We start from the raw sequence: 26,975 nt of genomic DNA, 5'->3' as shown, positions 1-26,975 counted from the left end.
CGCCCGAAAAAAATTAATAAAAATTAATAAGCGGAAGTCAGTTGGGAGAAAGGTATGTTGTGGACAAAACTTATCGAACCGTTTATGTACGGCTTTATGGTAAAGGCGCTCGTGATTGCGGCTTTGGTCGGCTGCGTGTGCGCAGTCGTTTCGTGCTACCTTATTTTAAAGGGATGGTCGCTCATGGGAGATGCGATTTCGCACGCCGTACTGCCGGGCATCGTCGTCGCCTACCTCGTTCACATTCCGTTGGGAGTCGGCGCCTTTGCGGCGGGCTTGCTCAACGCGGCCGCCACGGGCTGGATAAAAGAGCGGAGCCGCATCCGCGAAGATTCGGTTATGGGCGCGGTTTTTACCGGCATGATGGCGCTGGGGCTCATCCTCGTTACGAAGGTGAGTTCGAACATCCATTTTATGCACATTCTGTTCGGGAGCCTTTTGGGAATTGAAAAGCGCGATATGATACAGGCGGTTGTCTGTTCGCTCATAACGCTTGTGCTGGTCGTCGCCAAGCGCAAGGATATTCTTTTGTATTTGTTCGATCAAAATCATGCGAGAGCGATCGGGCTCAACGTAGCGTTTATACATTATCTTTTTCTTGCGCTTACGGCGCTGACGATCGTCGCGTCATTGCAAGCGGTCGGGATTTTGCTTACGGTTGCAATGCTGATTATACCCGGCTGCATCGCCTATCTTTTAACGGACAGACTTAACCGCATGCTCTGTATTTCAGCGCTGTCGGCCGCATCGAGTGCGCTCGTCGGAACATATGTAAGCTATTTTTTGAACGGAGCGACAGGAGCGTGCATTATTTTAAGTGAAGCGCTGTTTTTCGTTTTGACGATGATGTTTGCGCCGAAGTACGGCATGATTGTACGCCGGAAATTACGGAAGCGTTCTTCCGGCTCTTGACATGGAAAAGCGCCGAACGCCCGATTGTTTTAATCGTTCGGGCGAAGGAAAAATCGGCCGAGGATTTGCTTCGAGTGGAGGATATTGATAAAGGCGAGCGTATCGACTTCTTTAATTTTACGCGCAACTTTTTGCACTTCGTCCGCGGCGACGACCGAATAGACCAAATCGCGCTCGGCTCTCAAGTAGCATCCGGTACCTTTGAAGACTGTCGCATCGTGGTTAGTAATTTCGTGAATCGTTCGGTACACGTCGTCGGGGCGGTTCGTAATGACAAGGAGCGTCGTCTTTTGATAACGCTTATATATGGAATTGAGCAGCTGCGTCGCTGAAAATTGGAAAAAGATCGAATAGAGTGCGCGCTCCCAGCCGAAGATGGCGCCCGCGATCGAAAGAATGACCGCGTTAAAGACGAGCATATAATTCCACGCATCTCTGCCGCATTTTTCGGAAATGAAGATGGCGATGAGTTCCGTACCTCCGCCCGACGCTCCGGCGCGGAGACACAGATAGCCGCAAAACGCCGCAATGATACCGCCGAAAACGGCACACAGCAGCACGTCGTCGATGATTGCCAAATCGGGAAAGATGTCGACGAGTACGGAAGATATGACAACCATGAGGCATGTGTACAGCGTAAAGCGTCGGCCGACATATTTAAAGCCGATGACGATGGGGATGACATTTATGACGAGCATGACGGGGCTGTACGGAAGATCAAGCGAAAAATACGTGTGCGCAACGTGCCGGATGAGCAGTGTCAATCCGGTAAAACCTCCGGGAAAGAGATCTCCCGCACGGATAAAGGTTTTCATATTGAGTGCGGGAATGACCGCCGCAATGAGAATGAGCATTATCCGCCGAAGGTGCGCACCGACGCCTTCCATGTGCTTTTTAACAATTTTATGTACCGTTTGTCGCATAGGTGCAAGCATATACTATTTTCCCGCTCGTGGCAAATGAAATATGCATTACCGATTATACAGTATCAAGCGGAAATATATTTTGTCGTTCAGCCGGCTTTTACCGTTTTCAGATAATCGGAAAAATCTTTTTCGGCTTTGTCGAGATTCGCGCGGGCACCTTCCGTCTTCGTCTTAATCGAATCGAGTTCGCTTTCGAGACGCATCAGTTTGTCGAGAAATTGTTTGCCCTGCGCAGTCGAAGAACCCGTCGCTTCGAGATTTTCGCGCGCGCGTCTTTGCTCGTCGCCGATTCTTTTATAATCGGCGGAAAGTTTTTCGTAGTCGCTCTTCGCTTCGTCGAGCTTAGCCTTTTTCGCCGCGATGTCTTCAAACGCTTTCCGCACCGCTTTCGGCATATCGGCATCGCTTGAGTAGGCGATAAAATCGTTTGCGGTCATCTTTATGAGAGCGGCGGTAGTTTCGACGATTTCGCTTTCGCTTACCGCGAGCGTTCCGGTTGCATTTTTATCGACCGAAAGCGTAAAGCGGTAAAGGGCGGGCGTTTTTTCGAGCAGCGCTTTCGTCGCAACGAGGGCGGCATTGCCCGTGATCGGGTGTTCAATGAGGACTTTCCGCGATTTTGCGGCGGAGTTTTTTACCGTATACGTCGAATCGTAAACGCGTTTTTTCGTAGTTCGCAAAAGTCCGCCCGCGATCTTTACCGTATCGATCGATGACGAAGATTTTTTCGTTAAGCTGCCGTTCACTTCCATATCGTCGCCGTAGCCGATAATGCGCGTGTCTCCCGCCGGCAAAAATTCGAGTACGGCGTCTCCCGCATACGCGCCTTCTGACGAAACGGAAACGGGACCTGCCGGGAATTTCATACCCGACGTATTTTCGATGCGGACGCAGAATTTCGGATGCGTGTTTTCTCTGAGGTGCATATTCGAAAAAACGGAAAATTTTTCGGCGGGCAGTTTTACCGCGGCGATGGGAATCATAACGCTTTCCTGCCGGCCGATCGTAACGGGTTTTACCGGCGTAAACGTAAACATTTCGGCGGACGCGTCGGATGCCGCGACGTTCCGGTTTACGGTATCGCGAATCGAATCGCCGTAATCATAACTTGAACTCATTTTCGCTTCGGCGGAGACTTTGTTCATGGACATCATCATGCGCGGAGAGGAAGCTTCATTGTACGCTTCATCGGCTTCTCCGTACGCGGAATCGTAGGTTTCCGCAGCGGCGGCCGCACCCGCCATGAGGGGCAGCGTCGGACGGTATGTAAAATACGGCGGATAGAGATTCTGTTTGAATCCTACGGGACGTCCGGTCGTCAGCGTCAAGCGCACCGCGTTCCAGTCGATGTCGGTCGAATTGTCGACGATAGCCCACGCTTGAAATTCGGCAGTACCGGAACCCGCGTCGATGCGATACGTCGGCTTCCACACGGGAGATTCCATAACGTATGCGAGGCGAACCGAGCGCTTTCCCTCCGCATCGATGAGAACCGAAAGATTTTTTTTCGAAGCGGATGAAGAGCGAAGTAAAACGGAAAGTGCGGTATTTAAATCTTCTCCGCGCTTGGGATCGGTAAAGCGGAACGAACGTATCTCTTTGAACGGAACGATGTGAACGCCGTCGGAAGCAAAAAGCGAAAGCGTATCGCCGCCGGCTTCGCGCTCGCGTCTGTCGACCGTCAGAATTTTTCCGACGATTTTTTCGGCGGCTTTTTCTCCGGTGACGACTTCAAGCTCCGCGCCGCGCTGGGCGTACAATATATCGGCCAAATCCGAAACTTCGCTCAGGTTGACGCTCAAACTTTCGAGAATTTTCCGAAGCGCGTCTTCCGACTGATAGGCGACCGAAATATTTTTCGCCGCCGAATCGGAAACGATAAGCGATTTTAAAACGTCGTTGATCTGTTCCGGCGTAAACGATAAACCGATGCGGGAAGCACCCGATGCTTCTCCTTCGTGTTCGTAATAGGCGACGCCCGACGAATACAGCGTCACGTTTTTCAGCGGAACCGTCGTGTCCTTATACATAGGCGCTCCTTGTGCAAAAACAGCTGCAGATGCAATCGATAAAGATATTAATAGTATGAATGTCGATTTTTGAAATTGAGACATAATAAAAGATGTGCTTTCGGCGAGAACCCGTCCGCTTAGCCGCAGTCGAGCTTTTGAAGCAGGCTTCCGTAAGCCTAACGCTCGAAACGGCACGCGGCCGGAACCTCGTCTCCGCACAATATTATTTGTTTTCAAAAATCGCCATTCACTTGATCTGCGGACAGGATGGAAGATTTCGAGTTTTAGAAAACTCGAAATTGATATTAATAAAATATGTTTCACGGCATCCTCCGTAGAAAAACAGATGCGCGCGTATGCAGTTACAAAAAAGAGGCGTACGTTTCGGTACCGCAGTTTCCGGCAGCGCCGAACGTAAAACGGAAAATTATGTTCCGGAGATGAGGGCGTAGATTCTGTCCAAATCGGCGCGGCTGAAATAATCGATTTCGATCGAACCCTTTTCAAGCGTTCCGTTGATTTTGCACTTCGTACCGAGCTTTTCGATAAACCTTTGTTCGATCGCGGCGATATCGGTATCTTTTGCTCCGCGCTTTTTTTGCTTTTTTTTCGCGTCTGCGGCTCTGCCTCCGCCGTTGAACGATGCGGCACTTTCTTCCGCTTGGCGCACGGAAAGACCGCCCGCGATAATTTTATTAAAAAGCACGCGCTGATCTGCGGGGTTTACGACCGAAAGCAGCGCACGCGCATGACCTGCCGTAAGCTTTCCTTCGATGAGAGAAGCCTGCATATCGTCGGGGAGTTTTAAAAGCCGAAGCGCATTCGCAACGGTCGAACGTTTTTTGCCTACGCGCTGCGCCGCTTCGTCCTGGCTCAAATCTCCCATCTGCATGAGATTGTAATACGCAGCTGCTTCTTCGATCGGATTCAAATCGGTACGCTGAATATTTTCGATGAGCGCGATTTCGAGTTTTTTTTGATCGTTGTAGCGCCGTATCTGCACGGGAACTTTTTGAAGTCCTGCAAGCTTTGCCGCGCGCGTACGCCGCTCACCGGCGATGATAAAAAAGTTTTTTTCACCTGCGGGTTCGACGATGATCGGCTGCACGATGCCGTGTTCTTTGATCGAAGAAGCGAGTTCTTCGAGCGACGCCTGATCGAATTCTTTGCGGGGCTGGCGGGGATTCGGCTGTAAAAGCGCGACGTCCGCCCACAGCGCGCCGTCCGCATCCGATTCTATACCTTCGGGCAATTTCGCACCGGCGGCGATATCCGATACGGATACGATATCCGCGCCGACGGAAGCGTCCTTCCGATCTTCTCCGCTCGTTTTCATGAGCGCGTCGAGTCCCCGTCCCAATCCGAGTCCGCCTTTTTTAGCCACGACGCATCACCTCTTCCGCAAGTTTTTTATAGCTGACCGCTCCGACGCACGACGGATCGTATTCGCAGATGGGCTGACCTCTGGACGGCGCTTCGGAAAGCCGCACGTTGCGCGGGATGATCGTAGAAAAAACGAGATCTTTAAAATACGACTTTACCTGCGTCACCACATCCTGCGCGAGGCGCGTGCGTGAATCATACATCGTAAAAAATATACCGCCGATCACAAGATTTTTGTTGATGCCCTGCTGCACTTTTTTTACCGTTTGGAGCAGGAGCGTAATGCCTTCGAGCGCAAAATATTCGCACTGCATCGGAACGAGCACCGCGTCCGCGGCGGCAAGACCGTTCAGCGTCAAAATGCCGAGAGACGGCGGACAATCGATAAGAATGTAATCGTATTCGTTCTTTAAGTTTTCGAGCGCTTTTTTAAGGTAAAATTCGCGGTCGCTTTGATCGACGAGTTCTATCGCGGCTCCCGACAGATCGATGGAAGCGCTGACGGCGTCGAGGTTTTTTACCGACGCGTGTTTGATGACGTCGGCGGGAGATGCGAGGTCGGCGATGAGTTCGTAAACGGTCGGCTTGTCTTTCGATACTCCTACGCCGCTGGACATATTGCCCTGCGGATCGAAATCGACGAGAAGCGTTTTTTTGCCGGCGAGCGCCATATATGCGCCGATATTGATAACCGACGTCGTTTTACCGACGCCGCCTTTTTGATTTACGAATACGAGACATTTACCCATACGCTTTACTATATCATTTTTTCGGAAAATAGTATACTCGATAGTATGATACTTTCGGCAACGTTTTCGAAACCGGTAAAAAACGTCGAAGCGATTTTGGGCAGACCGTACACGCGCATAAAAATCAAACGGCACGCAGCTTCTTCGGGCAAAGCGTATTTTGCGGAAAAATTTACCGCGACGCAGGCCTTTCAGGAGTATTACACGGAAGAAGAATTCGGCGATTTTTTGAAAACGCACGCAGGTACGACGTTTAGAAACTGCGTCGAGCGCACGGAAACCGAAATCATCACGATACTCGGAAATAAAAACGGAAAGACGACGACGCTCCGAAAATCGATCGAAAATGCGCCGTCCGAACGATTCGGCTCGAACTGCGGTGATGCGGAATTCGGCGGCGCGGGGTGCGGAAATTCCTGCGCCGGGCAATCAAGTGCGAGAGGACACAACCGTACAAAAAAGTACCTCATCCCCGAAGGAAAACCCGCGCCGTTTTTCGTGCTTCTCGGAGTGATGACGGCGGAAGGAAAAGTCGTCGCGTCGAAGTACGATAAATTCCGGCAAATAAACCGCTTTCTCGAATTTATCGACGATATCATTCCTGCTGTCATGCGCTCGGTGGGCACTTCGCGTCCGCTTCGCATCATCGATTTCGGTTCGGGAAAATCGTACCTCACCTTTGCGCTTCACTATTACCTCAAAGAGATAAAAAAAATCGACGCGCTCATTACGGGACTCGATTTGAAAAAAGACGTCGTCGCTTATTGCAATAAAACGGCGGCGGCGCTCGGAGCGGAAGGGCTCGACTTTGCCGCAGGCGACATCGCCTCTTATGCGGACGGAGATAAAGCCGACATCGTCATCACGCTGCACGCATGCGATACGGCAACCGATTACGCGCTCGCCTATGCCGTGAACTGCGGCTGCAAAGCGATTTTAAGCGTACCCTGCTGTCAGCACGAACTGAACGCCGCTCTCGATAAAAATACCGCGGACGCCGCGTTCGCTCCGCTTTTAAAATACGGCATCATCAAAGAGCGTTTTGCCGCCCTTGCAACCGATGCGCTCCGTGCCGAATACCTTGAAAAAGCGGGTTACGACGTCAAGCTCCTCGAATTCATCGCGCTCGAACACACGCCGAAAAATATTTTGATCCGCGCCGTCAAACGGGAAGCGGGCGAAGGAAAAGCGAAAGCTTCCGCCGCAGAAGCCGAAGCCCGTACAAGCAAAGAGGCAAAAGCGCTTACCGATGCACTGCACGCCGAGCCCGTGCTGCGAAAGTTGCTGCATGAATCGGGGGCTGCCGAGCAGGAAACAAAACACTGAATTCGCTTCACTGCGGCAGAGTGCGGGCGTCACCGATTAGCGCTGCAAGCGGATACGGCGTCCGCTTGCGGCGGACAGCGTTCAAGTTTATAACCGGCGGCCGCCGAAATGCCGAAGATGATCCGATGAAAAGACGATGTATCGGTCTTTTTTTTATGAAACAACCGTTTGTAAAACGTCGATCACTTTCCAACCGGTGTTTTTCTTTCCGAACACTAAATAATTTGTATAACCGCTCCATCCGCTTTTACGGAATGAAATTTCGATAATCGCTATATCATTTGCAGGATTAAATCCGATATTTGAAACAGATAATTTTCCGCAAGCTTCCGGAGCAGTTTTATAAAAATTATCCCAATAATCGGAAACGCCTGAAGCTTTTTTCATTCGTGAAGTTAATTCTTCAAGAGAAATTATCCTGTTATCGGATTTAATAAAATCGGCAATATTGTTAAAAGTCTTATTGTTTTCAATGAAAGAATCAAATGCACTCAGGTAATTTGAATTCATTTTACCTGCAAAATAATATTTATAGTTTGCAGAAGATTTTTCATAACCTTCTTTTACATCTATTCTTGATGAAGTTATATTTGAAACAACTATTTTAGTTGTAGGGATTTCGGATACTTTCCCGTTTTCAACAGATACTCTTGAAGAATTGTTTCGTAATAAAACGGCAAAAACATAATTATAAATTTCTTTTTCATCATTTGATAATTGTTTTTCAACTGTTTCTCTGGTATCGGAAATTTTTGATGCTGCTTTTTCGGCTTCAGTCGTCTTCGTTCCTGAATTTCTAGGATTTGTAGATGCACAGCCGAATAATAATAAAGAAATTGTTATTATCAGAGCTTCCATATATTTTTTCATTTTGTCTCCTGTGCCCCGGTACGGGTGTCCGTCTGACATTATTTTAAATCGTATTGCACGAAAGTGCAATGGCGGCTTTGAAAACGGTGTTAGATGTTTGCTAAAATTCCATCAAACTCCCTTTTTCAAAAGTCCATTCCGGAGTTTTTAATACTTCATTCTCTACAAAATACCACGGATTTATATTTTCATAACTTTTTAATATATGGAACTCTTGTGAAGGCATATAACTTTGTCCGAGTAACATTATTTTTCTTCCGGTTTTTTTATTAATTGCTACATCCAATACCAGAACAACATGTCCCGGGCTCCCTCCGTAAATAAAAAAATCACCCGGTGTAATATTACCTATGGATTTTCTTTTTGCTTCTTTAGAAAGTGAATATGTACCGGCATAGCTATAAATAAATTTTAAATAATCATCAAAGCTGTCTCTTACCGCCTCTTTTTTATATCCGCTTTTCCAAGTTACATTATTTCCCGAAACAATAAGTTGTTCACCGTTAAGAAAGCGTTCAAAGGGAACAATCATTCCATTTGTAATATGAAAAGTTATTTCTGAATACTTGCCATATTTATATAAATATTCAGCTTGTAATTTTATTACTGCATCTGCACATTGAATTAAATCTGTTTTTAATAATGGAAAATCAAAAACCGAAATATAAACTTTATTTCTTTTTTCATTGCCATTGTACAATAAAACAGGTGAGCCGTATTTTTTTAACGGAAATGTTCTTAAATAGTTTCCAAATGATTTTTCTTCCACTGCAACTCTCTCATATCCTTCAGGGGGTAAAAATCTTTCAATTATTGAATTTCCTTTTTGATTAATATTTTGAGAGTATACTTCTATTATCGTAAGAAAAAATAATCCTAATAAAATATGTTTTTTCATTTTTCTCCGCTGTCTGACAGGCAGTCCGTCTAACATTATTTTAAATCGCACAAAAATCCTCCGCCGTTTTTTGCCGAACCGCTACAGTACGAACGCTTCGAGAAAGTCCGCGATGCCGTCTTCGTCGTTCGTTTTCCGCGTTACGTACGCGGCTGCATCCCGGATTGCGCTTAAGCCGTTCGACATGGCAACCCCGTGTCCGGACATGCGAATCATGGATTCGTCGTTCATGCTGTCGCCGAACGCCATCGTTTCGCTCCGATCTATGCCGAGCATATCCGAAAGAAAAGCGATCGCTTCGCCTTTGCCGCAGCCGGGAGGCATCACTTCGAGAAAAAAAGGTTTGCTGATAAAAAAATCTGCCGCGCCGGAAAACTTTTCACGCAGTACGGGGATAAAGGAATCGACGTCTTTCGGATCCGCCGAAAGGATCATTTTCGCATAACCGTTTTTGACGAGCGACGGAAAATCGCGGACGACTTTGAGCGTCAGTCCGGAAAGATCCGCGTCGGTACGCGACCACTTCGTTTCTTCCGAAACGCAGATAATCGATCCGTCGTATATTTCCGCGCTCAGTCCGCGATCGTGCGCTTCTAAAAAAATCTTCTCAAGTACATCGCCTGAAACTTTTTTAGAAAAAATCGTCCGCCTTTCGTGCAGGTCGAAAATAACCGCTCCGTTGAGCGCGAGGATGTAGCGCCCCGCTTGAAAGCCTGCAATGTCAAGCTCCCTGACAAAGGGCAGGATGGCGCTTTCGGGACGGCCGGAAGCGATGACGACGAAAATGCCCTGAGAAGCGGCCCGTCTCAGAGCGGAAACCGTACGCGGAGAAATTTTCAGCTCCGTATTTAAAAGCGTGTCGTCCAAGTCCAGGGCGATGAGTTTGACGGCAAGTTTTCCGTGCGGCAGTTTTTCGTGCATCATGAGCAAATGGTATCGTTCAAGTGCGCCCGTGTCAATGTTGCGCTTTTGCGTGTGTTTTGTATGGAAAAACTTTGCGTGTACCGGTTCATTTTCCCCGCACATTGTAAGCCCCGTTCAAATATGCTATAGTTATTTAATACTTTTTGAGGAGCCGTGGTATGGATATTGCCGAAGAGATTCTCGATTTGCTGCGTGAAAATGCGCGCCTTTCCGTCGAAGACATTTCCGCGATGACGCGAAAGACGGAAGACGAAGTGCGCGCCGTTATTAAAAAACTCGAAGACGGCGGCGTCATCATGAAGTACGCGGCTATCGTCAATCCCGAAAAGGACGGCGAATTCAAAGACCGCGTGCACGCCGAAATCGAAATACAAGTCACGCCCGAACGCGACAGGGGCTTCGATGCGATCGCCGACAGGATATGGCGTTTCCCGCAGGTAAAATCGCTCTATCTCATGAGCGGCGGCTACGATCTCAAAGTGATCATCGAAGGCGATACGCTGAAAGAAGTCGCGCTTTTCGTTGCAAGCAAACTTTCGACGATCGACGGGGTGCGCTCGACGAAAACGCATTTTATTTTAAAGACATACAAAGAAAACGATATCGTCTACGTCGAACAGGATCGCGACGGACGTGAAGGAGTAACCGCCTGATGAATACGCGCGAAGACCGCTTTTCAAAAAAAATTCTCGCAACTCCTCCGTCGGGCATCCGCAAATTTTTCGATTTGATAATCGGCAGGGACGATATCATTTCTCTCGGTGTCGGCGAACCCGATTTTCCGACGCCGTGGCAGCTCCGCGAAGAAGCGTTTTATCATCTCGAAAAAGGGCAGACTTCGTATACGTCGAACTGGGGACTGCTCGAATTGCGCGAAGAGATCGCGCGCTACCTTGCGCGTTACGGCATGTACTACAGCCCGAAAAATGAAATCATCGCGACGATCGGCGGCTCGGAAGCGGTGGACGCGGTGCTCCGTTCCGTTTTGAATCCCGGAGATGAAATCATCGTGTGCGAGCCGTGTTACGTTTCGTACCAGCCGCTTTCCAAACAGTGCGACGCAACCCTCGTTCACTTGGATACGAGCGAAACGAATTTTATCCCGACGGCGGAAAAAATCGAAGCTGCGATTACCGAACACACGAAAGCGCTCATGCTGTGCTCTCCTTCAAATCCGACGGGACGTATGATTCCGAGCGACGAACTTGCAAAAATTGCGGAAGTCGTAAAAGCGCACAAGCTTTGGTGCATCAGCGATGAAATTTACGGAGAACTCGTATACGACGGACGCAAGCACGTTTCGATCGGCAGTTTTCCCGGTATGAAAGATTACGCGGTCATCATCAACGGATTTTCAAAATCCTTTGCGATGACGGGATGGCGCATCGGCTACCTCGCCGCAAATGCGGAATTGTCAAAACAGGTGTGTAAGCTGCACCAGTATTCGACGATCTGCGCTCCGATCATGAGTCAATACGCGGCCATCGAAGGCTTGAAAAACGGATGGAACGAAGTGGAGCGTATGCGGCGGAGCTATGAGCAGCGGCGGAATCTCATGTATAAAGCGTTTTGCGATATGGGTCTTCCGTGTACGGAAGGCGAGGGGGCTTTTTATCTTTTCCCCGATATCCGTTCGACGGGTTTGTCGAGCGACGATTTTGCAACGCAGCTTATCGAAAATTATCAAGTTGCGGTCGTGCCGGGTACTTGCTTCGGAAAGGGCGGCGAAGGCTTTATCAGATGCTGCTATGCGACCGATATTAATAAAATTAAGATTGCCGTTTCGCGCATTGCGGAATTGGTGGCCGAGCTTCGAAAAAAGCGGGAGACGAATCGTTAACACATGGATGCAGTCATACCGATTTTAGCAGCAGTCGTTTTTGCGGCGGTCGTCGTATCTCTCGTTTTGGCGCTCCGCTCGGCAGCGGCGCGGGGCGGAACGGGGGGACAAAAAGCGAGACGCCTCGTCATCCGCGAATGCTCGAAAAAACTCGCGCGCGATCCGCGCAACGTGCAGGCGCTTTCGACGCTCGGAGATCTGTATTATAACGAGCAGAATTGGGATAAAGCGTTTCCGCTCTACAATCTCCTTTTCGATTTGATATCGACGCATGTCGAAATCGATGCGGGAAAAACCGCGGCTCGACAGGGCATCTCCGCTTTTCATCTCGACAAATTCGAAGATGCCGAGCGCGGACTTTTGGCCGCATGCAAATTCGAACCCGACAATTTCGATGCGAACTTTTATCTCGGACGGCTCATGTATCAAAAAAACGAATACGAAAAAGCCGTTCTGTGTCTCAGAAAAGCGAGATCCATCAATCCCGATGCGGCGGAAGTTGATGAGCCGCTCGGGCTTTCGTATTTTAAATCGCAGCACTACCGTGAAAGCATTCCTTTTTTGCGCCGCGTGCTCGATGAAAACCCTGCGGACAAAGATGCGCTTTTTGCAATAGCGACGGCGATGGATAAAACCGGCTACGGCGATAAAGCGCTCAAAGTGTTTATGCATTTGCGCCCCCATCCGCAGTACGGCGCTCAATCCTGTCTTTCGGCGGGTTTGATTCACGAACACGCAAATCAATATCAGCTTGCCGAGCAGGATTATGAAATCGGTTTGAAGCTCGAAGACGTACCGCTCGATCTGCAGACGACGCTCCGCTATCGGCTCGCGAACGCGCATCTCGCGCAAAAGAATATCGGTAAAGCGCTTATTCGCCTCAAAGAGATTCAGGATACGGTGCCGGGTTATAAAGACGTGCCCGCCCTGATCCAGCGCTATCAGGAACTCAATACGAACGCGAATCTGCAAACCTATATCATGTCGCCGACGGCCGATTTCGTCGCGTTGTGCCGCCGCTTTGTCACTTCGTATTATTCCGATGCGACGGTAAAGATCGAAGACTCTACGGTGACGCAGGAGTTTGTCGAAATCCTCTGTACCGTCGATACGCCCCGCTGGGAAGATTCCGAGCTGTTCCGCTTTTACCGCAGTACCGGCGCGATCGGCGAATTGTACGTGCGCGAATTTCATTCAAAGCTCCGCGATATGAAATGCGACAAGGGCTTTTGCATTACGGCCGGCGCCTTTACCGAAGGCGCTCATAAATTTTCCGAAGGCCGTCCCATCGACTTGATTGAAAAAGGCCGCCTCATTTCGATGCTGAAAAAACTTATGTGATCGAACACGGCGGAGACTATGCTGTTGAAAGCATATACGATATGATACAATAACTTTATGATGTTCCGACAATCGATCCGCTTTTCCGTTTTTATTTTGCTCTTTACGTTCTGCATTTTTTCCGCTGCAGGTGCCGACGGATTTTCTCCGTCGAACTTTGCCGAATATACGCTCGAAAACGGTATGCGCGTCTTTGTTCTCGAAGATTTTTCGGCGGCCCCTATAAGAATCGAATATGCGGTACGCGCGGGTACAAACGCTCAAACTCCCGAAACGGCCGATTTTTTTCCTCTGTATGCGCGCCTCTTTACCCGTGCGGGGCAAGCATCCGATTCGGCGCGGAGCGGCGGCGATATGCTTTCTGCTGCAAAAGTTTCCTGTACGGTCGATGCCGTCCGCTGTACTCTGACGGCGGCTCCTTCGGATCTTGAAAAAACGCTCGAAGCGCTTGCAAATTGCGCGTTCTCTCCTTCCTTCGACGACGAACTCATCCGCACGTACTTTTCCGCGATGAAAAACGAATCGATGAATTATTCACTCAGCGCGGCGGGTTTTATCAATTCGAGCATGGATGCGCGTATGCACGTTGCCGAACCATGGAAGCAAAACAGCGGCGTATATCCCGCGCTCTTTATGAAAATGCCGCTTGCCGGCGTCCGTTCCGTTCTTATGAATATTGCCCGGTCGTATTACGTACCGAACAACAGCGCGCTCTTTATAAGCGGCGGCATGCAAAAGTCCGCGATGCTTAAAGCTGCGGAAAAAACGTTCGGTTCACGGCCGTCGCTTCCGGCGGAGCACATATCGCGCGGAAAAAAGACTGGGGCGGAATCCGGCGGCGATAAAGCGCGGCAAAAAAAGTTCGTCATAAGCGATCCTCTTTTTTCTTCGGACTTGACGCAAATTGTCGTACAATATACGGAGCTTTCCGCATCGGAAGCCGATATTGCAGGTGCGGCATTTAACGAGCGCGCATCGTCTTTTAAATCGGCGGTGCTGTCTCACAAAGAGCTCGGTATCCGCTCGCCCGACTACATCGATGCGGCTGCCGTTCATAGCGGCGGAAAGGCTCGCCTCGTTTTTCAAGCGCTTTTTGAAAAATCGAAAGCATCTCCCGTAAAACAAAGTGCGGCATTTCTTTCATGCGTGGAAAACGCCGCGAAAGCGCTTTCAAGCGACGAACTCATATATGCGAAAGAAAATCTTGTCGCATCGTATCGGGAGCTCTTCGGAAATCCCGTAGCGCTGATGACGGCTCTTTCCGAACTGTGGGCGGCGGACGTGCGCCGTTCGGAGGAAGAAAAATCGGTGCCGCTTATCGAACGGCTTTTTTCACGAACCGATACTATTATTAATTTTGACGTCCGGGCATTTCAAGATGCGTATTCCGAAGAATCGCCCTTTGTGTTTGTACTCGTCAACAGCGGCGTCTATAAGCGTTATGCAAAAGCGTTCGCCGATGCGGGCTACGAATCGATAACGCAAAAAAACGGATCGTGGTATACGCAGGAATTGTATAAAAACATTCAAAAAACCGATATCGCCGAAGAAACGGCGGATAAAAATGAAAATGAGCTTTCCGATGCGGCATTTTACCGCGCACAAAACCGCGCCGCGTTTTCATCGTTTACGCTTGCAAACGGCATTCCCGTCGTATGCAAACAAAACGATTTTTCATCGACCGCTCTTCTCATGCTTTCCGTAAGCGGCGGCGAGCTGGGCTCCGCGGCAAATCCCGGATTTTTTTCCATACTCATCTATGCGCTTGCGGACAATATTCAAAAAGAAATCGATATGCAAAAAAAACTCGGCACGATCGACGGTACTCCTTCCGTTCGTGCGGAAATCGATTTGACGAGCGGAACGATTTCGGTCGAAAGCTTTGCGGACGATATGAGCGTCATTATTCCGTGCATATCGCGCGCGCTCATCTACGGCGATATTCAACCGTCTCAAGCGGACGGACTGGTGTACAATGCGCGATCGCAAAAAAGGCTGCGTGACGGAAACACCGCAAATCAATTATACAGCCGCGCCGTCGCCGCTCTCTTTCCGGATACTTCGTACACCGCGGTATTCGACAGCAATCGGGATATTCTCGAAGGGACGCAATATGCGGCAGTCCTTGCAGCTTATCCGTCGCTTCTCGATGCCGGGCGTTATACGATTATCGTCACCGGCAAATTCGACGCTCCCGTTATACGCGACGCTCTCGCTTCGTCGCTCGGTATGCTTGCCGAACAAAACCCGAGAATCGAAAGAACGTCTTCGACGGCGGTTCCGATTTTTCCGGAAAATAAAAAAATTTCCGTCGCGCTCCGCCATCTTTTTTTTACCGATATTGCGGCAAAAGATGCGGGCCCTCGTCCCGAAACTCTTGTTCCGACGACCGATTTTTCGGATCCCGTACAGTATTGGCTTCCTGCTCCTCCTGCGGGTACGGACGATAGCATCGTGTTCAATGCGTTCCTGTATGCGCTGTGCGCCCGTCTGCAAAAAGATGCACGCCGCATATCCGCCGATACCGCTGTGAACGCGGACGCTTCGACGTATGCGATGCAGGCGGCCGTCATAACTTTTTCTCATGCGCGCCGCACTTCCTCAATCGATAAAATGTATGCAAGTGCACTTTCCGCGTTCGGCACGGAATTGGAAAACGAAACATCGTTTCCGCAAATCAAAGAAGAGTTGCTGAGAAATTGGGTGATCGAAAAACTTTCGGGTACACAGACAAACAGGGGAACGGCGCTTCTTATACACGAAGGGCTTGAAGCGGGCGCAAAGGGCGATGTGCTTGCCGATGCGCGCTCTTACCTTGACGCATACGAAATCATCGACGAGCTTTCGCAGGAAAAAGCGTTGAGCGTGTATAAAGTATATTTTTCCGAAAGTGCTCCGCTCGCTCTTTATTCGAAAGATTCGAAACGGTAAACGACACTTTTACCCCCGTGTCGGACAGTCTTGCAATCGGTACCGGCGTCGAATACCGGCCGACCGCAACCACCTTATGAGAATAACATACCCCGCCGCCGTTTGAAGTTTCGCTGCGAGGCTGCGTCGGGGTTGTTGATTGAAAACTTCACAAAGGCAGCCCCTTCCCGTCACCTGTTTTTTGCAAGGACGACCGTACACAGAGGAGGGATCGTAATGTTTCCCTTGTCGTCGCACACGGTGCCGGGATATGTCGAAAAAACGACAGGCATAAGGTATTCGCGGGGAAGGGGAACGGCGACTTTTTCCGGTGAAAGATTGTGCAGCACGAACGCCGTTTCTGTTTCGCTTTTCATAGCCCACGAAGAAACGAATTCGTTCCCCGTGTTGACGGCGCTAAAGCGGCCGGCGAATAAAGCGGGATGAGCCGTCTTTACTCTGATAATGCGTTTGTAAAATTCAAGCAGCGAATCGGGATCTTTTTTCTGTTCCGCAACGCTCAGCGTATTTTTATTGTAACGCGACGTTTCCCACGTCGTTTGCAGCTTGTCTTTACCCGCCTTATTCCACAGCATCGGCGTTCGGATCTGTTCGTCGGGCTTTGCTCCCATCATACCGATCTCTTCTCCGTAGTATATAAACGGTACGCCTTCCGCAAATATATACATCGCCGCGGCAAGTTTTAGCCGCGCCGTGTTTCCGCGGAGGTACCCCGCAATGCGGTTTTGATCGTGATTTGTTAAAAACGGCGCATCGATATAATTCGGATTCGATTCGGCATACCGTTCGTATTCGCGCTGCAGCGCATTTGCGAAATTGTTATTCGCAGCGCTCTCGCTTCTCACTTCATCGATAATTTTCGTTCCCATATCGAAATGAAATGTCGATCCCAATCCCGCCATATATTCGGCGCGCGTCGAAGTCGCCTCCCATACTTCGCCTACTATGTACGCGTCGGGCTTTACGCTCTTGTCGTAACCGACGATTTCTTTCCACCACGCGACACCTTTTGCAACCGAATTCGTACCGGGAAGCGTCTTTGCGCTGTTATACACATGACTTGCGGCATCGTAACGGAAACCGTCAACGCCCTTGTCGAGCCAAAATTTCATCACCTTTTTAAATTCCGATCGAAGAGCGCCGTCGTCGAGATTGTAATCCGGCATAGTCGGAGAAAAAATCGCCGAATAATAATAGCCGTCGGAATAATTCCATACGTTGTGTCCCCAAATCTGCTGACGCATATTATAGCGGCTGTCGTCGGGTGAGATCCATCGATACCACGTGCGGTGACTGTCTGCGGGTTTGCGCGAATCGATAAACCACTGATTGTAAACGGACGAATGATTGCACGTCATATCGAGTATCACCGAAATACCGCGCTTTTTGCATTCGGCGAGCAATTTTTCAAAGTCTTCCATCGTGCCGTAATCGGGGTTGACGTTATAATAATCGTCGACGTCGTAACCGTGATACGACTGCGACGGATAAATCGGCAAAAGCCAAATACCCGTGATACCGAGGTCATCCGTCGTTGCATCGTCACCGTCATTCAAGTAATCGAGTTTTTTGATAATGCCGGCAAAGTCGCCGATCCCGTCGCCGTTCGAGTCGGCAAAGGAGCGCACGAAAAGACTGTAGTATACGCCTTCCGACGGTTTGTCCGCCAAGCGTACGATAGGCGAAGATTTTTCGGTAACGTGCCGCGAGCGGGCAGCGCTTTTCGGAGAAGAGCTGCACGAAAAAAACGGCAGCATACCGCAGAGTGCAAGCGGCAACAGTAATACGCGTTTCATGAGATTATTCCTTCCCGCCCGTTCCGGCGAGCGATTGAATGAGTGCTTTTTGTCCGAGCATAAATAAAACGGTAAACGGAACCGCAACGAGAAGCGCTCCTGCAGCGAACATCGTAAAGTTATCGGCAGCGCGGCCGCTTATCATTTCATAGAGACCGACCGCAAGCGTTTTTTTGTCGTCGCTTCTGAGTACGAGGCGCGGGAAGATAAAGTCCATCCACGGTCCGGTAAAACTCGTAAGCGCAAGGAATACGAGCTGCGGTTTTGCGGCCGGCAAAACGACGCGGATAAAGGCCTTAAACGGAGAAGCGCCGTCTATATATGCCGCTTCCGCGAGTTCTTTCGGAACCGTATCGAAGTAGCCCTTCATAAGCCACGAATTGAACGGCAGGCTTCCGGCGGCATAGACGAGCACGAGTCCCCACAAGGTATTGAGGCCGTTGATTTTCCACAGGATGACATAGGTCGCAATCATTCCGATAAAACTCGGGAACATCTGGAGAATGATCATCGATGCCATAACCGTTTTGCGGAACGGAAAGGTAAAACGCGAAAAAATATATCCGACCGTACTGCACAGAAGAACGGTGAGCACGGTATTCATACATGCGATCTGCAGCGTATTCAGATACCAGTGTACGTAATTGGTACCGAGCACGTCCGTCGTCCCTTTAACGAATTCATTGGCGGGCGTGAGCAGGCGCCGGAACTGGAACAGCGACGGATTGCGGGGGAAGGGTACGATCGATGTCGCCGCAAGTGAATTCGATTTTGTAAACGCCGCGCCGATCGTAAATGCAATGGGATACAGCACGACGACGAGCTGGATTATCAATATGATTGTTAAAAAAACGGTTACCGGAGAATGACTGTTTGTTCTGTCTTGTTTCATATTTCGCTTTCCTTGAACGATTTCGTCCGCATAAAATTGTACAGTGCAAAGGGCACGAGTACGATAAAGACCAAAATAGAAAGCACCGATGCTATGTTGTACATATTCGGCGTATTCATCGTCAATTTAAATATCCACGATATGAGGATATCCGTTGATCCCGCCTGCGTCGAAATCGTATCGGGCAAGTTCGGTCCTCCGGCGGTCAGGAAAAATACCGCACCGAAGTTGTTGATGTTTCCTGCGAACTGCATGATGAGAATCGGTTTCAGCTGGTACATCACGAGCGGGAAAGTAATGCTTCTGAACTGTTCCCACTTATTTGCGCCGTCGATGACGGCCGCTTCGTACATCGAATTTGAAATAGCGGTCATACTGCTGGTGATGAGGATCATGCTGTACGGAAATCCGATCCAAATATTGACGAGGATAAGCGTCACTTTTGCCATCATCGGATCGGAGAGCCATGGTATGCCTTGTGAAATGATTTTGAAAAAGATAAGCGTGCGGTTTATCGGCCCGAAAGTTCCGTTCAGTAAATTTGCCCAGATAAAAAGCGAAAGCATCTGGGGGATCGCATACGGAAGGATAAATACCGTTCGATACAGTTCCGGGATCTTTATGCGCTTGTCCTGCAAGATGACGGCAAAAAAGAATCCCGTAAAAAAGCAGGTAGTCGTCGAAAGAACCGCCCAAACGAGCGTCCACAGCGCAACGCGCGAAAAAGTGTTCGCCCACTGTCCGCCGCTGCTTCCGTGCGAACTGAACATCGTTACGAAATTTCTGAAACCGACCCAATCGACGAGGCTGTTCGGAGGAATGTGATCCGGCGAAGAATAATTCGTAAACGCGACGAACGCCGAAAACAAAAGCGGTATGACCGTAAAAAACGCTATGAGGATGATGCACGGCGTGATTCCGATGACCGCAAACGAACGCTGCGAAATATCGTTGCGCGTTTCGCGAAGCGTCGGAAATTTATTGAATTTTATTATTTTTTCGGCATCTTCTTTTGCCGATTTTATATTGTACGCATACGTGATGAAAAAAATCGCAAGGACGATGAGACAAAGCAAGCCGTTTATCATCATAAAGATGGAATGGTCGGCGTATTTCGTTACCGTCGTCGCCTGCGGAGAACCGAGCGTGATCAAGCCTGCGATCGCGGTAACGATGGGGCCTCGGAAAAACGCGCGATGTCCCTGCGTTCTGCGTCCGGCTGCGGCCGCATGTTTGCAAACGGCGCATCCGTCGTAATTTTCGTCGAACAATTCCATTTCGCCTTTTGCGAGCGCGGTTTTTGCCGTCGCTTTGGAAAGTTTACGATCGTATTTTGCGGCCGCCGCGGCGTAACGGTCTATGAATTTTTCTCCGGCACGGTCGATTTCATCGGCATAGGCATCGTCCGCTTTGTCCGCAAGCTGAGATTGAAAATCATCGACTGCGGTATTGACTTCATCGACAAAATTGAAAACTGCGTCTTCGACGGCATAGGGATCATCCCAATCGACCGAAGAGAAAAAGCCGGGGATAAAATCGTCGAAATGATTTTGCACCGCAGCGCCGAGTGCGGTATCTTTCTTTTTGTAATAGCGCGTAACGGAAGCGATCCACGATCGCGCACTGTTTTGCACATAGGTGCGGATTTTTTCTTTGCGCGCAAGCACGATCTGTGCAAGGTTCGGCAAGTCGTTCGCTTCGAGATAATCGATCATCTCGACGGTATCGGGAGCGCCCTGCATATATTCGTAGGCGCTCTGATCTTTCGGTATGATCCTTTTTGTGCCGAAGATAACGCAGCAAAGTATGACGACTTCAAAGAGCGCGAGGATGATGCCGCGCAGGTATTGTTTTAAGTAAAGAATTTGTCCGAGCCCCATAAAAAAACACGAAGCGACGGGAGCTTTCCTCACTTTGTCAGGGTTTACCCTATTGTTCATTTTTTATATCCCCTTTTGAAACAGAGAAAATATGAATTTGGAATTGTATCGCAAAATCGTACTGCAAAAATTGCGGTTTTGAATAAAACGGAAAGCGTACCGGCGAAGATATGTTGTGAAATCGAAAGCGGAATAAACGAATCCATGCATAAACGGCGGAGCGGATGCAAAGTCCGTGTACAAACAAGGTTCTTTGCATCCGCCGTATTCGCCGGCACGCACCGTTTTTAACGATAAAACCGATTCAGCGTGCGGAATCCATTGCAGCGGCCGCCGCATCGAGATCTTTTTTCACATCGTCACCGTCCCAAATGCCGGCATAAGCCGCATTCATCGCGGACCAATACGTACCCATTTGAGGAATCGTCGGCATGGGAACGGCATACTTTGTCTGCTCCAAAATTCCGTTCGAAATCGGATCGTTCGTCGTGATGTCCGTTCGCGGCGGAATTTGCTTCGTGATTTCGAAACGTTTCATAAGCGCTTCTTTGCTCGTAATAAACGCGGCGAATGCGGCCGCTTCCGCAGCATTTTCGGAATACGAACTTACGAATGCGAGACGTACGCCGGAAAAAGAAGTTGCCGGTTTATTTTGGCCCGGAAATCCCGGAAGCGCTGTGATGCCGAAGTCGACTCCGGATTTCGTAAAGTCCGCAATCTTCCAAGGGCCGGTGATGGTCATAGCCGCTTTTCCTTCGATAAACGAAGAATTGCAAAAATCTCCCGTCATATCGGCGGACGGAACGTCGAGAATCTGTTTGCGCAGATTTTGCAGATAGGTCAATCCTTTTATCGCAGCAGGGCTGTTGATATTGTGCTGCCGTCTGTCGTCGCCGTTCGGTCCGAAAAGCTGCGCGCCGAATGCGCTCATAAACATATATTCGTAATAGCCGTCGCCGACCGGCCACACGAGTGCATATTTGTTTTGCGATTTATTGTTGTATGTCTTTGCAAAGGCGATAACGTCTTCCCACGTTTTCGGAGGCGTTTTAATAATTTTTTTATTATAAAAAAGAGCGTAGGTTTCAATGCCGAGCGGATATCCGTAGACTTTGCCTTTATATGTCGCGGCTGTTTTTGCCGCCGGAATGAACGGATCGAGGTAACCTGCCGTCGTATTTGCAACGACGTGTCCGCCGTTTACAAGAGCCCCGATATGGTCGTGAGGGGCGATAAAAACGTCGGCACCGACGCCCGCCGGTCCGTCCAATTCGATCTTTGCACGCGCATCCGTCGATTGAACGGGTTCGTACGTGATCGTCGTTCGATTATGTGTTTTTCTGAATTCTTTTATAGCCCAAACGATAAACTCCTGTTCGGGGCCGGCCGATTCCCACACTTTTAACGAAATGCGCTTTGCGGGAGCCGCAGACGCCGCAACCGTGCACAGTGCCGCCGCTGCGAGCGCGCATAAAAATCCCTTATGTTTCATACTGTTCCTCACTTATTTTTTATAAATGGAAACCTCTTAAAACTGCAGTTTTTAGAGGCAACTTTATGCTTTGAAAAAACGGCACGCCGCCTGCAGGAAGCCTTTTATCGCCTTCTTTAAGGCAAGCGGCGCCGTACCTACAAATAAGTCATATACGCCGGTAAATTCAGGAAACTGTCCGAAAACTTCGGTTTTCGGACAGTCCGTATACGAAGCTTTTTATTCGAATTTGACTTTTATAGCCAATCCGCTGGCGGTAATCGTAATCTTATACTTCGTGCCGCCCGTCAATCCGCTAAGCACGATATTATTGGCGCCTCCGACATCCGTAACGATTTCCGTGCCCGCTGTGATCGGCCCGCCGTTCGTTCCCCACGCCGTAGCTCCTCCTTCGTCGAGCAAAAGCTTAAACGATGTTTTACCGGCACCGTTACCCCATGCGGTCTCTTTTTCCGCCGAATGCGTAAACTCGTATGTCGCTTTTCCCGCGGCAAACGTAATCGGCACGCGCATTGTGTTCCACTTCTCCGTGCCCGCCGCATCTCCTGCCGTCGCGCCCCCGATGATATATGCGGGCTTGACCGATACCGGTAAGTCGGGATCGCCCGTCGTGCATCCCGTAAAAACGAGCGCCGCTATCGCTGCGGCGATGAGCGCCGCCATTGTCATTTTTTTCATCATTTTTCCTCCGGATTAGAGATCCCACACGAGACCTATGCGAATTGCCGTTTCCCCGTCATAGTCCTTTCTGCCGTCCGTATTGCGATGCCATGTGTAGCTGTCGGTATTGTACCAATACGCCGTCGGTCCGTCGTTGAATTCTTTGAACGGATCCATACCGGCCAATACGTAACAGTATGCGGTCGGCTTGTAAATGGCTGCGACATTGAGCTTTTTCCGAGCGCCGATAAAGAATGCAAACGGATTCAAAATATCGTCAAAGGTTTTCGTTCCTTCCGTGCGGACTCCGATACCGCAGCTTGCCACGATGTCGCGCAAAAGCGAAACATCCGCCGAAAGCGTATTGAATACGTATTCGCCTCCGAGATTATCGAACGCGTAGGTTGCAGTCAGATCTTTTATAACGGCCGTATCGAAGGTTTGGTTATAACGCAAACCCGCTTCCGCAACGATAAAGGGGCTCTTATCTTTGCGCACAAATTCGTCTTCGCTTTTCGTAACCGCGTCGAATCTGACATAGCCGTCGAGCTTTGCGGGGAAATCGAAATACGGATTGAAGTCGTACGCGGCGCGCGGTTTTATTTTAATGAGAGCCGTATCTTTGCTGTTGAATTTCTTTGCTTCATCATAGTAATAATCGTTGTCTTTGTTGAGCGCTATCGTAAGCTGCGCGTCCAAGCCGACGGTAAGCGCGTTGTCGAGAAGCATGACATCGGCGCCGCCGAAGATCACTTGCGTATTGCGGAAACCGAGCTGATCGGTTATGTCGGTGTGATCGTCCGCTCCTTCTTCGACATACATCATATTCGCCTGAATACCGCGGTGCCGATAGCCGACCGTCGCTTTGACCGTATCCGAACTGTATGAAACGTTCACGTTGGAAGCGGAATTATCGCCGAAGTTTTTATTTTCGTCGTGAACCAAACCGACATCGGATGTCGCCGGTGCGTACAGGGTTTTCGTTCCGTCGCCGTTATCGTACGAACCGTAGCGGTTGTAGAGAGCGTTCGCTTTTACGGTAACGGGTCCGTAAATACCCTGGTAACCGAAGATGATGTCGTGTTCCATCACTTCTTTGAAAATCGTATCATAGGTTTTGCCGTATGCGCCGTTATATTGGAGATCGATATACTGCGGGAAATCGGCGATGCTAAAGCGCGACCAACCGTAGGCGTACATACCGTACTGCGAACCCGCGCGGTCTGCAGAGCGGTTCGGAGCGATGACGACATCCGCTTCAACGCCGGTATCCGCAAGTACTTTTGCAAACAGCGGCGCGAAATCGAATTGATTGAAACCGCCGACTTCATTGTAGCCCGCTTCCCATTCTTTATCGATCGTGTTCCAGTTTACGTTTTGATGAGGAGAAAGCTTCGCATATTTATAGCCGGTCGTCCAGTTTACAATCGGCGTATTCAATCCCATTTTAAGATGGCCGAGATAGGTTTTCGCCTTATCCTGTCCTCCGTAATAATAAATCGGATCGAAAATCGTGTCGACCAAAAGATTTTTCCAGCCTTCGTCCCAATTTCTGACATTGCGTTTGTACAGATTGTCGAAACCTTTTTGTTCGGCAAGCGCCACTTCTATGTAAATAGGCAGACGAGGAAGCGCTTCACCGCTTATTTTAAGGTACGAAGTGAGATTCAACCCTGCACTGTCGAGCTCGTTTTTGGCGTTTTTCGAGCCGTCGCCCCACTTCATCTGATAGGCGAGCATACCCCATGTTGCAAATTTCAGATTTCCCGCGCGTTTTGCGCCTGCAGCCGCATTTTCCGCTTTGCTTTGCGCCGCAACCAAAACGTCGACATCGACAAGGCCGTTGTGTCCGCCGAAACCGTCGTCCACTTTGTCCGGCTCGCGTAAGTCTTCCGTCCAGTTTCCGTCTGAAATAAATTTATATTTCATAACGGTTCCCGGCGGAACGATACGGACATAGGTCCATCCCTTTTCACCTTTTGTCATCGGCAGAGCACCGTTTTGCCAATCGGTAAAGTCTCCTGCGAGGACAACCTCTTGCGCGCGCGGATTCCCGTAGAAGAACGTTACTTCTACGTTTCCGTCGGCCAGTTTTTTTACCGATACGTCCGCCGATACATGAACGGCGAGTATCAGTAAAACAGAGATGAAAACACAAAACTTTTTCATTAAAGCCTCCTTGAAAAGCCTTTTTTAGTTATAGTAATTATCTTTCGTTATTTTTAATCTGTCAACAAAATTTTTTTACGGAAAATTTGATAAAATTGATAAAAAGCGGCAAAAATTCGGCTTTACGGACTTTTCTATATAAGTAGAGATGAATATATGTAGGTGTGCGCCGCTCGAAACTTCGCACTCACATCATATCGAGGAAGATTATGTAATCGTTACGACGAATCCGTCTTTATGCAGTATGCCCGATTCGTACGCGCCGCTCATCACCGGTTTTCCGCCGGTATCGACGATACGGACGTCTTCGCATCCGAAATTAAACACGATATCCGCCGTTTCTCCTTCGGCAAATTTGCGTATATGCACAAGGCGGGAATCGGCTTTTGCCGCTCCTTCATATACAAAGCGCAGGTCGGCACTTCGAAGCGCGCGGTGAGTGCGGCGGAGCGCGATCAGTTTTTTTGTAAAATCGATTTGCCCGTCATACTTGCCGCTTTCGATTTCTTTCCACGGCATGCACCGTCTGTTGTCGGGATCGTGGGCGCCTTCGAGAAGCACTTCGGTGCCGTAATACAGACATACGCTGCCGGGCATCGCAAACAAAAATACAAGCTGCTGCAGCGTTTTGTCTCGGTTTTTCGTCTTTGTGACAAGTCTTACGGTATCGTGGCTGTCCAATAAATTGAATTGTACGCGAGTCGTCTGGTTGTAATACATCGTAAGACAATAATTGATATTCCGTTCAAAAGTTTTTGCGCATGCCGCGGATGAAAATGCAAAATCGGAAACGGCATTCGAAAGCGGGTAATTCATAACCGCATCGAATTCATCGCCGCGCAGCCAAGGCATCGAATTATGCCATATTTCCCCGACGATATAAAAATCGCTTTTCAGTTTGCGCATACGTTCATGCAGTTCGCGGCAGAAAACGTGCGACAGTTCGTTTGCGACATCCATGCGGAGCGCATCGATGTCGTATTCTTTTACCCATGTTTCGCACACGTTCAGTAAATATTCCCGCACTTCGGGATTGTTCGTATTGAGTTTGGGCATGCCGTCCGCAAACGCAAACGTATAATAATCGCCGTGCCGCGCTTTGCCGCCGCCGTCGAAATTGAAATTATTGACGATATACCACGATGCGTATTTCGATTTGTCTCGGTTTTTAAGCACGTCCTGCCATGCAAAAAAATCCGTACCCGTATGATTGAAAACGCCGTCGAGCATAATGCGGATGCCGCGTTTGTGCGCTTCCGATACGAGGCGCTTCATATCGTCATTCGTACCGAACGATTCGTCTATCCGCAGATAATCGGTCGTATCGTATTTATGCTGCGACGGAGAGCGGTTGACGGGATTGAGATACAAACCGGTTATGCCGAGCCGCACAAGGTAATCGAGCTTGTCGATAATGCCCTGCAGATCACCGCCGTATCGCTCTTCATTCGTTACCTTTTTGTCGGGAGACGCCCATTTGCGATACGCATTTGTATCGGCTTTGCCGCTCCTGCAAAAACGCGACGGAAAAATTTGGTACCACACCGTATTTTCCGGCCATACGGGAGGCGTACAGATATCGGCTTCGTTCATCCACGGAAATATAAATACGAAAGGGAAGGTTTGCTTTTTCAAATCCGCTTGCGTAAAAAAACCGTTTTCGACAAAACACAGCGTTTGCTCTCCGTCGTCGAGTTCAAAATAATATTGACATCGTTTGAATTCGGGCTTTACCGCGAGAGACCACCACAGGTGATCGGGCAGCTCGCGCATGTCCGTCATTTCCGTGCGTTTTCCGCTCCAATTCCACACACCTCCCATGAGGCCGCGGTCGAACGGATCGCCCCACACAAGCGTTACGCGCCGAATATCTTTTCCGGTGCGTATGTGTATCGAAAGCGTATCTTTATCAAGCGGATAACAGTAATTGTCAAACGAACGGTGTTCAACTGCGGCAAAGTTCATGGTCGCCTC

At 49.3% G+C, this 26,975-nt stretch carries 20 protein-coding genes; 6 read left to right on the top strand and 14 right to left on the bottom strand.

Going from position 1 to position 26,975, the window contains the following annotated elements; translation table 11 throughout:
- Nucleotides 1–54: 54 nt before the first annotated feature.
- Nucleotides 55–912: a metal ABC transporter permease gene (locus H9I35_RS05795; protein WP_187420618.1), complete on the top strand. Its 858-nt coding sequence runs from the start codon at nucleotides 55–57 to the stop codon at nucleotides 910–912.
- Between the two features lie 29 nt (nucleotides 913–941).
- Here H9I35_RS05795 and H9I35_RS05790 read toward each other — a convergent pair whose 3' ends face one another.
- The 4 genes from H9I35_RS05790 to H9I35_RS05775 form a co-directional block, all read right to left on the bottom strand.
- Nucleotides 942–1,835: a YitT family protein gene (locus H9I35_RS05790; protein WP_252722735.1), complete on the bottom strand. Its 894-nt coding sequence runs from the start codon at nucleotides 1,833–1,835 to the stop codon at nucleotides 942–944.
- Nucleotides 1,836–1,924: 89 nt separating this feature from the next.
- Complete coding sequence (locus H9I35_RS05785) at nucleotides 1,925–3,868, bottom strand: DUF4139 domain-containing protein (protein ID WP_187420616.1); 1,944 nt, start codon at nucleotides 3,866–3,868, stop codon at nucleotides 1,925–1,927.
- Nucleotides 3,869–4,277: 409 nt separating this feature from the next.
- Nucleotides 4,278–5,234 carry a ParB/RepB/Spo0J family partition protein gene (locus H9I35_RS05780; protein WP_187420615.1) on the bottom strand — a complete coding sequence of 319 codons (957 nt, stop codon included), beginning with the start codon at nucleotides 5,232–5,234 and terminating at the stop codon, nucleotides 4,278–4,280.
- Nucleotides 5,227–5,982, bottom strand: a complete 756-nt coding sequence (locus tag H9I35_RS05775) for a ParA family protein (protein WP_016521991.1) — start codon at nucleotides 5,980–5,982, stop codon at nucleotides 5,227–5,229. Before H9I35_RS05775 ends, H9I35_RS05780 begins: the two co-directional genes overlap by 8 nt.
- 45 nt (nucleotides 5,983–6,027) lie before the next feature.
- Between H9I35_RS05775 and H9I35_RS05770 the strand changes: the two genes are divergently transcribed.
- On the top strand, nucleotides 6,028–7,308 hold the full coding sequence (locus H9I35_RS05770; protein ID WP_187420614.1) for a class I SAM-dependent methyltransferase: 1,281 nt from the start codon (nucleotides 6,028–6,030) through the stop codon (nucleotides 7,306–7,308).
- Nucleotides 7,309–7,461: 153 nt separating this feature from the next.
- Here the strand turns inward: H9I35_RS05770 and H9I35_RS05765 are convergent, their stop codons facing one another.
- The 3 genes from H9I35_RS05765 to H9I35_RS05755 form a co-directional block, all read right to left on the bottom strand.
- A complete protein-coding gene (locus H9I35_RS05765) occupies nucleotides 7,462–8,178 on the bottom strand; it encodes a hypothetical protein (RefSeq protein WP_187420613.1) in 717 nt (238 codons plus the stop codon).
- Between the two features lie 100 nt (nucleotides 8,179–8,278).
- Nucleotides 8,279–9,076, bottom strand: a complete 798-nt coding sequence (locus H9I35_RS05760) for a DUF4846 domain-containing protein (protein WP_187420612.1) — start codon at nucleotides 9,074–9,076, stop codon at nucleotides 8,279–8,281.
- 81 nt (nucleotides 9,077–9,157) lie between these two features.
- Nucleotides 9,158–10,000 carry a Cof-type HAD-IIB family hydrolase gene (locus H9I35_RS05755; RefSeq protein ID WP_252722734.1) on the bottom strand — a complete coding sequence of 281 codons (843 nt, stop codon included), beginning with the start codon at nucleotides 9,998–10,000 and terminating at the stop codon, nucleotides 9,158–9,160.
- A gap of 158 nt (nucleotides 10,001–10,158) precedes the next feature.
- Here H9I35_RS05755 and H9I35_RS05750 point away from each other — a divergent pair, with 158 nt between their 5' ends.
- From H9I35_RS05750 to H9I35_RS05735, 4 genes are read left to right on the top strand one after another with little or no spacing between them, the layout of a single operon-like run.
- Complete coding sequence (locus H9I35_RS05750) at nucleotides 10,159–10,653, top strand: Lrp/AsnC family transcriptional regulator (RefSeq protein ID WP_187420611.1); 495 nt, start codon at nucleotides 10,159–10,161, stop codon at nucleotides 10,651–10,653.
- Nucleotides 10,653–11,840 (top strand): pyridoxal phosphate-dependent aminotransferase, encoded by a 1,188-nt coding sequence (locus tag H9I35_RS05745; protein ID WP_187420610.1) that lies wholly within the window; start codon nucleotides 10,653–10,655, stop codon nucleotides 11,838–11,840. Before H9I35_RS05750 ends, H9I35_RS05745 begins: the two co-directional genes overlap by 1 nt.
- Before the next feature lie 3 nt (nucleotides 11,841–11,843).
- Nucleotides 11,844–13,181, top strand: a complete 1,338-nt coding sequence (locus tag H9I35_RS05740) for a tetratricopeptide repeat protein (protein ID WP_187420609.1) — start codon at nucleotides 11,844–11,846, stop codon at nucleotides 13,179–13,181.
- Nucleotides 13,182–13,238: 57 nt separating this feature from the next.
- The gene (locus H9I35_RS05735; protein ID WP_187420608.1) at nucleotides 13,239–16,112 is read left to right on the top strand and encodes a peptidase M16 family protein; all 2,874 of its coding nucleotides are present in this window, start codon (nucleotides 13,239–13,241) and stop codon (nucleotides 16,110–16,112) included.
- Between the two features lie 170 nt (nucleotides 16,113–16,282).
- Here H9I35_RS05735 and H9I35_RS05730 read toward each other — a convergent pair whose 3' ends face one another.
- The 7 genes from H9I35_RS05730 to H9I35_RS05700 form a co-directional block, all read right to left on the bottom strand.
- On the bottom strand, nucleotides 16,283–17,908 hold the full coding sequence (locus H9I35_RS05730; protein WP_187420607.1) for an alpha-amylase family glycosyl hydrolase: 1,626 nt from the start codon (nucleotides 17,906–17,908) through the stop codon (nucleotides 16,283–16,285).
- A 4-nt stretch (nucleotides 17,909–17,912) separates the two neighbouring features.
- Nucleotides 17,913–18,800, bottom strand: coding sequence for a sugar ABC transporter permease (locus H9I35_RS05725; protein ID WP_187420606.1), 888 nt, complete (start codon nucleotides 18,798–18,800; stop codon nucleotides 17,913–17,915).
- Entirely contained in the window at nucleotides 18,797–20,740 is a 1,944-nt protein-coding gene (locus H9I35_RS05720; RefSeq protein WP_252722733.1) for an ABC transporter permease subunit, read from the bottom strand. The genes H9I35_RS05725 and H9I35_RS05720 overlap by 4 nt, the downstream gene beginning before the upstream one ends.
- Nucleotides 20,741–20,984: 244 nt before the next feature.
- Entirely contained in the window at nucleotides 20,985–22,172 is a 1,188-nt protein-coding gene (locus tag H9I35_RS05715; protein ID WP_187420605.1) for a sugar ABC transporter substrate-binding protein, read from the bottom strand.
- A 219-nt stretch (nucleotides 22,173–22,391) separates the two neighbouring features.
- On the bottom strand, nucleotides 22,392–22,850 hold the full coding sequence (locus H9I35_RS05710) for a hypothetical protein (RefSeq protein WP_187420604.1): 459 nt from the start codon (nucleotides 22,848–22,850) through the stop codon (nucleotides 22,392–22,394).
- Nucleotides 22,851–22,865: 15 nt separating this feature from the next.
- The gene (locus H9I35_RS05705) at nucleotides 22,866–25,001 is read right to left on the bottom strand and encodes a glycogen-binding domain-containing protein (protein WP_187420603.1); all 2,136 of its coding nucleotides are present in this window, start codon (nucleotides 24,999–25,001) and stop codon (nucleotides 22,866–22,868) included.
- A gap of 207 nt (nucleotides 25,002–25,208) precedes the next feature.
- The gene (locus H9I35_RS05700) at nucleotides 25,209–26,966 is read right to left on the bottom strand and encodes a glycoside hydrolase family 13 protein (protein WP_187420602.1); all 1,758 of its coding nucleotides are present in this window, start codon (nucleotides 26,964–26,966) and stop codon (nucleotides 25,209–25,211) included.
- Nucleotides 26,967–26,975: the final 9 nt, after the last annotated feature.

The organism is Treponema sp. Marseille-Q4132 (genome assembly GCF_014334835.1).
In the GTDB taxonomy this organism is placed as follows: Bacteria; Spirochaetota; Spirochaetia; order Treponematales; family Treponemataceae; genus Treponema_D; species Treponema_D paredis.
Note: the sequence above shows the minus strand (reverse complement) of the source record. Positions and strands in the feature narration are given on the sequence as shown.